The sequence below is a fragment of the Virgisporangium aurantiacum genome, from assembly GCF_016863635.1.
In the GTDB taxonomy this organism is placed as follows: Bacteria; Actinomycetota; Actinomycetes; order Mycobacteriales; family Micromonosporaceae; genus Virgisporangium; species Virgisporangium aurantiacum.
Genome location: NZ_BOPG01000050.1, coordinates 79,344 through 91,622 on the forward strand (window position 1 = coordinate 79,344; position 12,279 = coordinate 91,622).

Annotated in this window: 9 protein-coding genes; 7 read left to right on the forward strand and 2 right to left on the reverse strand. The window is 72.2% G+C overall.

Annotated features, from left to right (window positions below; all coding sequences use genetic code 11):
- Positions 1–18 precede the first annotated feature (18 nt).
- The 5 genes from Vau01_RS38115 to Vau01_RS38135 are packed head-to-tail and all read left to right on the forward strand — an operon-like array spanning position 19 to position 5,738.
- A complete protein-coding gene (locus Vau01_RS38115; protein ID WP_204003979.1) occupies positions 19–1,845 on the forward strand; it encodes an ABC transporter substrate-binding protein in 1,827 nt (608 codons plus the stop codon).
- A 5-nt stretch (positions 1,846–1,850) separates the two neighbouring features.
- Entirely contained in the window at positions 1,851–2,882 is a 1,032-nt protein-coding gene (locus Vau01_RS38120) for an ABC transporter permease (protein ID WP_204003981.1), read from the forward strand.
- Positions 2,879–3,760 carry an ABC transporter permease gene (locus Vau01_RS38125; protein ID WP_204003983.1) on the forward strand — a complete coding sequence of 294 codons (882 nt, stop codon included), beginning with the start codon at positions 2,879–2,881 and terminating at the stop codon, positions 3,758–3,760. Before Vau01_RS38120 ends, Vau01_RS38125 begins: the two co-directional genes overlap by 4 nt.
- Positions 3,757–4,719: an ABC transporter ATP-binding protein gene (locus Vau01_RS38130; protein WP_204003985.1), complete on the forward strand. Its 963-nt coding sequence runs from the start codon at positions 3,757–3,759 to the stop codon at positions 4,717–4,719. Before Vau01_RS38125 ends, Vau01_RS38130 begins: the two co-directional genes overlap by 4 nt.
- Positions 4,719–5,738, forward strand: coding sequence for an ABC transporter ATP-binding protein (locus tag Vau01_RS38135; protein ID WP_204003987.1), 1,020 nt, complete (start codon positions 4,719–4,721; stop codon positions 5,736–5,738). The genes Vau01_RS38130 and Vau01_RS38135 overlap by 1 nt, the downstream gene beginning before the upstream one ends.
- On the opposite strand, the gene Vau01_RS38140 is transcribed toward Vau01_RS38135, so the two are convergent.
- Both Vau01_RS38140 and Vau01_RS38145 read right to left on the reverse strand, forming a co-directional pair.
- Entirely contained in the window at positions 5,672–7,711 is a 2,040-nt protein-coding gene (locus Vau01_RS38140) for a prolyl oligopeptidase family serine peptidase (RefSeq protein WP_204003989.1), read from the reverse strand. The genes Vau01_RS38135 and Vau01_RS38140 overlap by 67 nt on opposite strands.
- Positions 7,712–7,722: 11 nt before the next feature.
- Positions 7,723–9,018, reverse strand: coding sequence for a M20/M25/M40 family metallo-hydrolase (locus Vau01_RS38145; RefSeq protein ID WP_204003993.1), 1,296 nt, complete (start codon positions 9,016–9,018; stop codon positions 7,723–7,725).
- A gap of 140 nt (positions 9,019–9,158) precedes the next feature.
- Between Vau01_RS38145 and Vau01_RS38150 the strand changes: the two genes are divergently transcribed.
- Complete coding sequence (locus Vau01_RS38150) at positions 9,159–10,409, forward strand: N-acetylglucosamine kinase (RefSeq protein WP_204003996.1); 1,251 nt, start codon at positions 9,159–9,161, stop codon at positions 10,407–10,409.
- Between the two features lie 301 nt (positions 10,410–10,710).
- Positions 10,711–12,276 (forward strand): D-alanyl-D-alanine carboxypeptidase/D-alanyl-D-alanine endopeptidase, encoded by a 1,566-nt coding sequence (gene dacB, locus Vau01_RS38155; protein WP_204003999.1) that lies wholly within the window; start codon positions 10,711–10,713, stop codon positions 12,274–12,276.
- The last annotated feature ends 3 nt before the right edge of the window (positions 12,277–12,279 follow it).

A 12,279-nucleotide genomic window follows, 5' to 3' on the forward strand; every position in this document is an offset into this window, starting at 1 on the left:
GAGAAACGGTGGATGCCCATGCCGATAATCCGTCGCCCGTTGTCCGCGATGGCGCGCGCCGTCGTGGCCGGCCTGCTGCTCGTCCCGTCCGTGACCGGTCCGGCCCTCGCGGCCGAGACCGGCGCCGCCGGGCCCAAGACCATGACCGTCGGAACCATCAGTGCCGTCGACTCGCTCAACCCGTTCCTCGCGATCCGGGCGCTGCCGACCGGCCTGTTCCGGCAGATGTACGACTTCCTGACCAACTACGACCCGAAGGACGGCCACGTCGTCCCGGCGCTCGCCGAGTCGTGGTCGACCTCCGGCGACAAGCTCACCTGGACGTACAAGATCCGGTCGGGCGCCACGTGGTCGGACGGCAAGCCGGTGACGGCCAAGGACGCCGCGTGGACGTTCAACCTCATCAAGAGCAACCGGGAAGCGGCCAAGGCCAACGGCAACTTCGTCAAGAACTTCAAGACGGTCACCGCGCCCGACGACCGCACGCTCGTCGTCGAGTTGAGCCAGCCGCAGTCGACGATGCTGGCGCTCGACGTGCCGATCGTCCCCGAGCACGTGTGGACGGGCAAGGTCGCCGAGATCGGGAAGTTCAACAACGACACGCAGTTCCCGATCGTCGGCAACGGGCCGTTCCAGCTCACCGACTACAAGAAGAGCGAGTACATCGAGCTGACCGCCAACAAGAACTACTGGCGCGGCGCACCCAAGTTCGACAAGATCGTCTACCGCTACTTCAAGGACATCGACGCCGAGGTCGAGGCGCTCAAGAAGGGCGAGATCGACTTCGTCTCCGACATGACGCCGGCGCAGTACGAGTCGTTGCAGGGCAACGGTGACCTCACGCTCAACAAGGGCCAGGGCAAGCGCTTCTACGCGCTGGCGATCAACCCCGGCCCCACCACCACCGGCGGCCAGGCGTTCGGCGACGCCAACCCGGCGCTCAAGGACCAGAAGGTGCGGCACGCGCTCGCCCGGGCCATCGACACGAACGCGTTGGTGCAGAAGACGCTCGGCGGCTACGGCACGCCCGGCGGCGGCTACCTGCCGCCGATCTGGACCACCAACCACTGGGACCCCGACGGCACGACGAAGCTGACGTTCGACCTCGCCGCGGCGAACAAGCTGCTGGACGAGGCCGGCTACGCCAAGGGCGCCAACGGGATGCGCAACACCCCCGACGGCAAGCCGTTCTCGTTGCGGGTGCTCGGCGTCACCAGCCGGGTGGCGGACACGCAGAACTCCACGTTCATGAAGGAGTGGTACAAGCAGATCGGCGTCGACCTCGTTCCGTCCATTGTGGAGTCGGGGACCCAGAGCGCGACCCTGCAGGCCGGCAACTACGACCTCGCGTTCACGAGCTGGCAGACCAACCCCGACCCGGACTACGTGCTGGCGCTGCACACCTGCGGCGCCCGGCCGGCCACCGCGGGCGCGGCGTTCCCCGGCGACAACTTCGTGTGCGTGGCGGCCTACGACGAGCTCTACAACAAGCAGCTCGCCGAGTACGACACCGCCGCCCGCACCGCACTGATCAAGCAGGCGCAGCAGCAGTTGTACACCGACGCCTACATCAACGTCCTGTACTACCCGAACGTGCTGGAGGCGTTCCGCAAGGGCACCGTCACCTCGATGCAGAAGATGCCCGGTGACAACGGCACCTACGCGAACCAGGACGGGTACTGGGCCTTCTGGTCCGCGGTTCCGACGTCCGCGGCGTCGGGCGACGACGACGGCGGCAGTGCCACCGTGCCGATCCTGATCGCCGTCGCGGTGGTGCTCGTGGCCGCCGTGGTCGGGTTCGTCGTGGTGCGCCGGCGCCGGGGCACCGCCGACGAGCGCGAGTAGGGTCCGTGTCGGTCGAAACGGCGATCGAGGTCGCGCCGCCGGACGTTCCGGCGGCGCGGCCCGCGTCGAACCGGGCCTGGACGGGCTGGCTCCGGTACGTCCTGTCGAAGCTCGGCGGCGCCCTCGTGAGCCTGCTCGCGGTGGTGTTCAGCGGCTTCTTCCTGTTCCGCATCCTGCCCGGCGACCCGGTCCGGGCGCTCACCCGCGACCGCCCCGTCTCGCCCGAGCAGCTGGAGGACCTGCGCCGCCAGTACGGGCTGGACAAGCCGCTGGCCGCCCAGTTCGGCGACTACCTGCTCCGGGTGTTCCGGGGCGACCTGGGCGAGTCCTACCAGTACAACCGGCCGGTCACCGAACTGATCGGTGACGACCTGTGGGCGACCGTGCTCCTCGTCGGCACCGCGACGCTCGTGTCGGCGGCGATCGGCCTGCGGCTCGGCATCACCGGCGCGTGGCACCGCGGCGGGCTCGGCGACAAGCTCAACACCGGCATCGCGCTGACGCTCTGGTCGGTGCCGACGTTCTGGCTGGGCCTGATCCTCATCACGCTGGTGCCGTTCTTCCCGACCGGCGGCATGCACTCGGCCGGCGTCGACGGCTTCTTCCCCAGCATGTTCGACACGTTGCACCACCTCGTGCTGCCCTGCGTCACCCTGGTGGCCGTCATCTACGCCCAGTACGTGCTCATCATGCGGGCCGCGCTGCTGGACGAGATGGGCAGCGACTACCTGGTGACCGCGCGGGCCAAGGGGTTGCGGGACGCGGTGGTGCGCAGGCGGCACGCGGTGCCGAACGCGCTGCTGCCCACGGTCACCTTGATTTTCCTGAATCTCGGCGGCGTGGTCTCCGGCGCGATCCTGGTGGAGACGGTCTTCTCCTGGCCCGGCCTCGGTTCGCTGTTCTACGAGGCGCTCACCGTGCCCGACGCGCCGCTCCTGGAAGGGCTGTTCATCTTCTTCGCCGCGGCGGTGATCGCGATGAACCTCGTGGCGGACCTGTTGTATCCGATCCTCGATCCCAGGGTGCGGCCCCGATGACGACGATTGCGTGGCAACGCCGGCGGCGGTCGCTGGCCTCGTTCTGGCGCGAGTACCGGCGCGACAAGGCCGGGCTGATCGGGCTCGGGATCCTCGTCGTGATCGGTGGACTGGCGCTCACCGCACCGCTGTTCATCAGCGAGGCCGACCTGTCGGCGACGAACGCGCCGGCGAAACCGCGCCAGGCACCAAGCAGCGAGTACTGGCTGGGCGCCGACGGGTACGGACGGTCCATGGTGGACGTCACCATCTGGGGCGCCCGGATCTCGTTGGCCGTCGGGTTTCTCGCGACGTTCATGTCGGTCGCGGTCGGCGCGTTGCTCGGCATCCTGGCCGGGCACTACCGCGGCTGGGTCGAGGCGGTGGTGCTGCGCGTCACCGACTGGTTCCTCGTGCTGCCGACGCTGGTGCTCGCCACCGCGCTGGCGAGCGTCCTGAAGCCGGGCACGACCACCGTGATCGTCGCGATCGGGGTGACGTCGTGGCCCGGCACCGCGCGCCTGGTACGGGCGCAGACCCTCGCGGTCGAGGCGCGGCCGTACATCGAACGGGCGCGGGCGCTCGGCGGCGGGAACCGGCACGTGATGTCGCGGCACGTGCTACCGAATGTCATGCCGCTCGTGCTGGCGCAGACGACGCTGTCGGTCGCCGGCGCGATCCTGGCCGAGGCGACGCTGGCGTTCCTCGGCATGTCCGACCCGACGAAGGTGTCGTGGGGGACCACGCTGCAACTGGCCCGCCAGATCGGCGCGGTCAGCGCCGGCAACTGGTGGATCCTGCTACCGCCGGGGGTGGCGATCGCGGTGGTGTCGTTGGCGTTCACGTTGTGCGGACGGGCCATCGAGGGCGTCCTCAACCCGAAGTTGCGGGCCCGATGAGCCCGCTGTTGGACGTGCGCGGCCTCACCGTCACGTACAAGACGAGCGGCGGTGACATTCCCGCGGTGCGCGGGGTGGACCTGAGCGTGGCCCCCGGCGAGAAGGTCGGCATCGCCGGCGAGTCGGGCTGCGGCAAGTCCACGCTGGCGCTCGCGCTGCTGCGGTTGCTGCCGGCGAACGCCGCGCTGGGCGGCGAGATCCTGTTCGACGGCGACGACGTCCTGAAGATGTCGTTCGGGCAACTGCGGGCGGTGCGGTGGGCCGGCGCGTCGGTGGTGTTCCAGGGCGCGATGCACGCGCTCAACCCGGTGCGCCGCGTCGAGGAACAGATCGCGGAGCCGATCCTCGTGCACGGCGGCGACCGGCGCACGGCCCGCGTGAAGGCGGCGGAACTCCTCGACGACGTGGGCCTCGGCGCCGGGAAGGGCCGCGCGTACCCGCACGAACTCTCCGGCGGCCAGAAGCAACGCGTGATGATCGCGATGGCGTTGGCGTGCACGCCGAAGCTCATCGTCGCCGACGAGCCGACCACCGCGCTCGACGTGATGATCCAGGCGCAGATCCTGCGGCTGATCGGTGGACTCGTGGCCGACCGCGGCATCAGCCTGCTGATGATCAGCCACGACCTGTCGGTGCTCGCCGGCACCTGCGACCGGCTCGCGGTGATGTACGCGGGACGGGTGGTCGAGCAGGGCCCGGCGGGGGAGGTGTTCACCGACGGGAAGCACCCGTACAGCCGCGCGCTGGCGGCCGCGTTCCCGCGGATCGGCGACGACGACGCGCGTCGCAATCCCCAGGGCCTGCCGGGTGACCCGCCCGACCCGGCCGATCTGCCGACCGGCTGCGCGTTCCACCCGCGTTGCCCGGTGGCGGTGCCGATCTGCCCGGACGTGGACCCGCAGTTGTGGTCCGCGGCACCGGGGCGCGATGCTGCTTGCGTGCACGTGAAGGAGAACTGATGCTGCTCGCGGCGCGTGACCTGCACGTCGAGTTTCCCGGCCGGTGGGGCGGCGCGCCGGCGCGCGCGGTCGACGGGGTCGACCTCGACGTGCCGGAGGGCTCGATCGTCGCGCTGGTCGGCGAGTCGGGCTGCGGCAAGTCGACGCTCGTCCGCACGCTCCTCGGCCTGGAGCGGCCGTTGCGGGGTTCGGTGGAGTTCGACGGCGCGCCGGTGCGGTACGGCAGCCGCGCGTTGAAGGCGTACCGGCGGCAGGTGCAGCTGGTGCTGCAGGACCCGACGGGCGCGTTGAACCCGCGGCACACCGTCTACGAGGCGGTCGCGGAGGGGTTGCGCATCCACGGGAAAGCGGCTTTGAAGGGACGCGAGGAGAGCGCCGTCGTCGCCGGATCGCTGGCCCGGGCGGGCCTGCGGCCACCGGAGCGCTTCTTCCAGCGGTACCCGCACGAGCTCTCCGGCGGGCAGCGGCAGCGCGTGGTCATCGCCGGCGCGCTGGTGCTGGAGCCGCGGCTGCTCGTCGCCGACGAACCGGTGGCCTCGCTCGACGCGTCCGTACGGGGCGAGATCCTCAAGCTGCTGCTGCGGCTACGCGCCGACGAGGGGCTGTCGGCACTGGTGGTGACGCACGACCTCGGCCTGGCCTGGAACATCGCCGACCGGGTCGCGGTGATGTACCTCGGCCGCATCGTGGAGAGCGGACCGGTGGAGGAGATCCTGCGCGATCCGAAGCACCCGTACACGCGGGCGCTGCTGTCGGTTCTTCCGGAGTCCACAGTGGACGAACCGGTGGTGCTCGTCGACGAGCCGCCGGACCCGACGCGCATCCCGCGCGGCTGCCGGTTCCACCCGCGCTGCCCGGTGCTCCAGTCGGGCGCGGCGGCGGCCGCGGGCGTCGACGACAAGTGCCGCACCGTCGACCTCCCGCTGGTGCACCAGGCGGGCGTCGCCTGCCACTACGTCGCGGCGGTTGCCGGCGCCAGCGCCACCGAGAGGACCCAGGCGAACACCTCGGCCTCGTAGGCCAGCGACCCGACCCGGCTGCGGACCTTGTGGTCGCCGGCGCCGAGTTCCACCCGGAACAGGATGTGGTTGCCGTGGGTGTCGGCCGCCCGCAGGCCGGCGACCCAGCGCGCCGGCGCGTACACCAGCACCCGGGGATCGTGCAGGATCCCGGTGACCAGCAGCGGCGGGCGCGGCCGGTCGGTGATGTTCTCGTTGGGGACGTACGCGCGCATCCACTCGAACTGCTCCCGCCGCGCGGGCTCGCCCCACTCGTCGTACTCGTTCACGGTCAGCGGGACGCTCGGGTCGAGCATCTGGTTGAGCACGTCGACGGCGGGCGCCTCGGCGATCACCCCGGCCCACCGGTCGGGCCAGAACGTGTACGCGTTGCCGGCGAGCAGCCCGCCGGCCGACAGGCCCCGGCACACGACGCGGTCGGTCCACCCGTCGGCGACCAGCCGGTCCCGGACCGCGATCAGGTCGCTGAACGTGTGGTGCTTGTTGGCGAGCCGCCCGTCGAGCCACCACCGGCGGCCGTGCTCGCCGCCGCCGCGCACGTGCGCGATCGCGTAGACGAACCCGCGGTCGAGCAGGCTGGGCAGGGCGGCGGAGAATCCGGGCCGGGCGCACCGCTCGTACGCGCCGTACGCGTACAGCAGGCACGGGTTGCTCCCGTCGGGCGTCGTCCCGACGCGGTGCGCGATCGTCACCGGGACCCGCTCGCCGTCCTCGGTGTCCACAAAGGACATCGTGGTGGTGTAGCCGCCCGGGTCGTAGCCCGGCACCCGGGTCTCCCGCAGCAGGTCGCGCGCGCCGGTGCGCAGGTCGATCCGCCACCAGCGGCGCGGCACCACCAGCGACTCGCTCGACGCCACCACCGACGTCACGTCGTACGGGCCGGGCGGGTACAGCTCGATGAGCCCGGCCTCGTCCGGCGGGTGGTGGTCGCACACGGTTCCGTCCGGCGCGACCACCCGCAGGAAGCCGACGCCGCGCCGCTGGCACCGCAGCACCAGGTGGCCGGCGAACACGTCGAGTTCGCGCAGCCGGGTGTCGTCGGACCCTGCGATCAGCTCGACCCAGTTCTCCCGGCCGGGACCGGTCGCCGGCGCCCGCACCACGCGGTACTCCGCGGCGCCGTCGTTGGTGAGCAGCAGCAGTTCGTCGCTCTCCGGCCGATGCGCGGCGAAGTACTCGACGTTATGCCGGCGCGGCTCGATCAGCCGGGCGGGTGTCTCCGGCGCGGCGAGCGGCACCAGCCACTGCTCGCTCGTGTCGCGCGACCTCGTGGTGACGACGAGGTACGCGCCGGACCGGGTGGTGGCGACGTCGACGTGGAAGCGCTCGTCGTCCTCCTGGTACACCAGCGCGTCGGTGGCCGGATCGGTGCCCAGCACGTGCCGGTGGACGCGGTACGGCCGGTAGCTGGCGTCGTGGACGACGTAGAACAGCGTCGTCGAGTCGAGGCTCCAGCCGGATCCGTAGTAGGTGTGCGGGATCCGCTCGGGCAGGTCCGCGCCGGTGGCCGTGTCGCGGAACCGCAGTTCGTAGACCTCGTTGCCGGTGACGTCGACGGAGTAGGCGAGGTGGCTGCCGTCGGGGCTGGGGTCGCACACGCCGTACCGGAGATGCTTGCTGCCGGCGGCCACGGCGGTGCCGTCGAGCAGGACCTCGAAGTCGCTGTCCCGTTTTCTTCTGAGCAGCTGCGGATGCTCGGCGCCGACGGGCGTGTGCTCCGCGTACTCGTACTGCCCGCGGCGGTACCCGACCGGGTCCTCCTCGATCGGCAACCGGGCCGCGAACTCCGCGCCGAGCGCCGACCGCAGGTCGTGCCAGCCGGCACTGACCTCGTCGTAGTGCGCGCGTTCGGCGGCGAGGTGCGGTCGTAGCCGCGGATCGGCGCGGTTGCGCATCCAGCGGTACGGGTCGTCGGTGCGGACACCGTGAACCTCGCGGACGTACGGCTCGGTCGGGGCGGGGCGGACCGTCACGCGTGAGCCCTTCAGCAGGTTGACAGGAAGCGGTCGAGCACCCGGGTGCCGAACTCCAGTCCGTCGACCGGCACCCGTTCGTCGACCCCGTGGTACATGGCGTGGTACTCGAACCCGGGCGGCAACCGGAGCGGCGCGAAGCCGTACCCGACGATGCCGAGCCGGGAGAACTGTTTGGCGTCGGTGCCGCCGGCCATGCAGTAGGGCACCGCGTGCGCGCCAGGGTCGGCCTCCTCGAGTGCCGCCCGCATCGCGGCGAACGTCGGCGAGTCGATCGGCGCGGCCAGCGGCACCTCGCGGTGGATGTACTCCCAGCCGACGTCGGCGCCGGTCAGCTCGTCGATGGTCCGCTCGAACTCCGCCAGCGTCCCCGGCAGCACGCGGCCGTCGACGAGCGCGGTCGCCGTACCCGGCACGACGTTGACCTTTCCGCCCGCGGCGAGGCCCGTCGGGTTGGCGCTGTTGCGCACCGTGTGCATCACCAGGGGAGCGGCCGCGCCGAGGGCTTCCTCCAGACCGTCCACTGTGGAACCGTTCCAGGGGACGCCGAGCGCGTCGCTCAGTTGCGCGATGGCCGTCCGCACGACGGGCGTGAGGCGCAGCGGCCACCGGTGCGCGCCGATCCGCGTGATCGCGGCGGCGAGCTTGGTGACGGCGTTGTCGGCGTTGACGCGCGACCCGTGCCCGGCGCGCCCGGTCGCGGTGAGCCGCATCCACGCCGTTCCCCGCTCGCCCGCGCCGATCGGGTAGACCCGCACGTCCGGCGCGGCGTGGATCGTGTAGCCGCCCGACTCGCCGATCGCCTCCGTGCAGCCCTCGAAGAGGTGCGGGTGCTCCTTCACGAGCCAACCGGCGCCGTACTCGGCGGTGTCCTCCTCGTCGGCGGTGAACGCGAGTACGAGGTCGCGGCGCGGCGGCGCGGTGGCTTCCGTGACTGCCGCCAGCACCATCGCGACGGTGCCCTTCATGTCGATGGCGCCGCGCCCCCAGACCTCGCCGTCGTGGACGTCGCCGGAGAACGGCGGTCGTCGCCATTGGGCGGGATCGGCGGGGACCACGTCGAGGTGCCCGTGCACGAGCAGCGCGTCGCGCGTCGGGTCGCTGCCGGCGATCCGGGCGACGACGTTCGTGCGTCCCCTCGCCTTTTCCAGCAGGACCGGTTCGAAGCCGGCGGCCGCCAGGCGCTCCGCCACATACTCGGCGGCCGGGCGTTCGTTGCCGTCGCCGGCGCCGCGGTTGGTGGTGTCGAGGCGGATCAGGTCGGACGCGTAGCGGACGACGCCGGACCCCTCGTCCGGGTCAGCCATAACGGCAACGGTGGCAGATCATGTGAGAATCGGTCAAGACTCCATGTGTGAGTATGTGGAATTCTCGTAGCATCTGGCCTCCGGCTCCACCAGGTGGTTTTCTGTGATAGACACCGCTCGATCATGAACGGGGCTCGATCATGACGGGGGACGCGATGGCTGGGTCGGGATCCGCCTCACTGGTGCTGGGTATCTCCGCGGAGGCCAGTACAGTATCCGCCCTGCTCGCGGCGCCCGACGGCGAGATACTCGGAACCGGCCGGGCGGCCGGCGCCAATCCGTCCGCCTACCCGATGGACCTGATCACCGACCGCCTGGCGAGCGCCGTCACCGGCGCGCTCGACGGCACCGACCCCGCCCGCCTGGCCGGCGCCGTGCTGGGCATCGCCGGCTACAGCCGGTTGACCGGCCCCGACCCGCTGCGCAGCACGTGGGACCGGCTGGGCGTCCGCTGCCCGGTCCGGGTGGTGGCCAACCCCGTGGTGGCGTTCGCGTCCGGCACGAGCGCCCGGCGCGGGGCCGTGCTCATCGCCGGCACCGGCACGATCGCCGCCTGGATCGCCGACGGCGAGGTGAAGCACCGCATCGACGGCCACGGCTGGCTGGTCGGCGACGACGGTTCCGGCTTCTGGCTGGGCCGCCAGGCCGTCCGCGCCGTCCTGGCCGAACTCGACGGCCGCGGCGAGCCGACGTTGCTGCGCGCGGCGGTGCTGGGCACGGTGGCCGGCGACCGCGTCCCCCCGGACCGCGCCGACCAGCTGGCCACCCTGCGCGAGGCCGTGTACACCCAGCCGCCGATCGCGCTGCGCCGCTTCGCGGGCCTGGTCCCCGCGGCCGCGGAGGCCGGCGACCGGGTGGCGAAACGGATCGTCGACCGCTCGGTGCGGTTGCTCGTGGATACGTTCGCCGCCGCCGTGGACGACCTCCCGGCCACCCTGACCCGAGCCGCCTCGGGCGGCGACGCGCCCGGCTCGGGCGGCTTCGCCGGCCTGGGCGGCGGCGCGGTCGGCTCGGGCGGCTTCGCCGGTGGCGCGGCCGGCTTGGGCGGTGGTGCGGTCGGCTTGGGCGGTGGCGCGGTCGGCTTGGGCGGTGGCGCGGTCGGCTTGGGCGGTGGCGCGGTCGGCTTGGCCGGTGCGGGCGGCCAGGCCAGCGGCTCGGGCCTCGGCGGCTCGGGCGTTCCCGGCGACGTGCCGATCGTGCTGGCCGGGCAGTTGCTGGTGGCGCCCGGTCCGATCCAGCGGGAGGTCAGCCGGCGGATCGCCGCGCGGTACGGGCGGGTGCCGGTGGTCGCGGGCAACAGCGCGGGCGGGGCGGCGTGGATGGCGATCAGCGAGGTCGCGCCGGCGATGTCCGCCGCCGCCCACGCCCATCTGGGCGCCTGCCGCCCCTGACGCTCTCGCACTTCCGCGTCGGCAACCGGCTACCCGGTGATTTGCGCGCTTTGCCCCCGCCGGCACAGGCCCGATTCGTGGATCTTGGACTCCGTGCGGGCCTACAGCACCGCAAAGAGTCCAAGATCGCGGCGGCCGGGGCGGGGCACGGCGGGGCACGGCGGGGCACGGCGGGGCACGGCGGGGCACGGCGGGGCGCGGGGGCGGGGCGGGACGGGGCACACGGGGGCGGGACGGGGCACCGCGGAGCGCGACTGTGTGGAATGATGAGGATTCTTGTTGGAAACTGGGGAGGCGTCCCATGGCGCGGCGTCCGCGGAAGTTCATGATCCTGGGCCTTGCTCTGGCCACCGTCGGGGCGATCGGGGCGGCCGCGCCGCCACCGGCGGGAGCGCTGCCGAGCGCTGCCGGAATCGTCGACACGCTCGATCGGATCCTCGCCGATCCGCGGCTGGCCGGGGTGACCGTCGGGCTCGAGGTGCGGGACACCGCCGACGGGTCGGTCATTTACAGCCGCAACGCGGGCCAGCGGCTGGTGCCCGCCTCGAACAACAAGTTGCTGACGTCGGTGGCCGCGCTCGAGGTGCTCGGCACCGACCACCGGTTCCACACGCGGGTGCTCGGCACCGGCCGCCAGCGCGGGCCGGTGCTCGCCGGCGACCTGTACCTGAAGGGCGGCGGCGACCCGACGCTCCTCGCCGGCGACTACGACGCCCTGGCGAAGACGGTCGCCGACAGCGGCATCCGGCTGGTGACCGGGCGACTGATCGCCGACGATACCTGGTTCGACGCGAACCGCCTCGGCCACGACTGGGCCACCGACGACGAACCGCAGTCGTACGCCGCGTCGATCTCGGGGCTCACGGTGGCGCCCGACACCGACTACGACCCGGGCGCCGTGATCATCGAGGCGCGGCCGGGCGCGGTCGCCGGGCAACCGGCGGCGCTGTCGGTGGTTCCGGCGGTCGGTGACGTGACGCTCGTGAACCGGGCCACCACGGGACCCGCGGGATCGGCGAACACCCTCTCCTTCAACCGTGAGCACGGCACGAACACGTTCGTCGTGTCGGGGTCGACGCCGGTCGGCGCCGCCGTGTCGCGCGACTACATGGCCGTCTGGAACCCGACCTCCTATGCCGCGACCATCTTCCGCGAGGCGCTCAAGCGGCACGGCGTCCGCGTTCAAGGGTCCACGGGCTACGGCGCCACCCCGGCCGGCGCCACCGAGAGGGCCGCGCACGAGTCGATGACGCTCGGCGAACTGCTGGTGCCGTTCCTCAAGCTGTCCAACAACATGCACGCCGAGGTGCTGCTGAAGGAGATGGGCCGGGCCGCGGCCGGGCAGGGTTCGTGGGCCGCCGGGCTCGCGGCGGCGTCGGGCGCGCTGACCGCGCTGGGCGTCGACATGACGGTGCAACGGCAGGTGGACGGGTCGGGGCTCAGCCGGCAGGACCTGCTCACCAACCACCAGATCACCACGCTGCTGCTCGCCGCGCGCGCCGAGCCCTGGTACCAGACCTGGTACGACGCGCTGCCGATCGCGGGCGTCAGCGAGCGCATGGTCGGCGGGACGCTGCGGTCGCGCATGGTCGGCACGCCGGCCGCCGGCAACGTCCACGCCAAGACCGGCACATTGACGGGCGTGAGCGCGCTGTCGGGCTACGTCACCGACGCGAACGGGCGGAAGCTGGTCTTCTCGATGATCAACAACAACTCCCTCGGCGGGGTCTCGGCGCTGCTCGACGCCGTGGCCGTCGCGCTCGCGTCCCCCCAGAACGCCGCCGCCAGTGCCAACCCCCCTGGTGCCGGCGGCGGTCCATCCTCCACCGGCGACGAGGTCGAGTGCTCCTGGGTCAAGACCTGTTGACCT

Bases quoted from the DNA above. Each gene is read 5' to 3' on its own strand.
- Vau01_RS38115 (WP_204003979.1), top strand. From the start codon at position 19: ATGCCGATAATCCGTCGCCCGTTGTCCGCGATGGCGCGCGCCGTCGTG.
- Vau01_RS38125 (WP_204003983.1), top strand. From the start codon at position 2,879: ATGACGACGATTGCGTGGCAACGCCGGCGGCGGTCGCTGGCCTCGTTC.
- Vau01_RS38130 (WP_204003985.1), top strand. From the start codon at position 3,757: ATGAGCCCGCTGTTGGACGTGCGCGGCCTCACCGTCACGTACAAGACG.
- Vau01_RS38135 (WP_204003987.1), top strand. From the start codon at position 4,719: ATGCTGCTCGCGGCGCGTGACCTGCACGTCGAGTTTCCCGGCCGGTGG.
- Vau01_RS38145 (WP_204003993.1), bottom strand. From the start codon at position 9,018: ATGGCTGACCCGGACGAGGGGTCCGGCGTCGTCCGCTACGCGTCCGAC.
- Vau01_RS38150 (WP_204003996.1), top strand. From the start codon at position 9,159: ATGACGGGGGACGCGATGGCTGGGTCGGGATCCGCCTCACTGGTGCTG.
- dacB (WP_204003999.1), top strand. From the start codon at position 10,711: ATGGCGCGGCGTCCGCGGAAGTTCATGATCCTGGGCCTTGCTCTGGCC.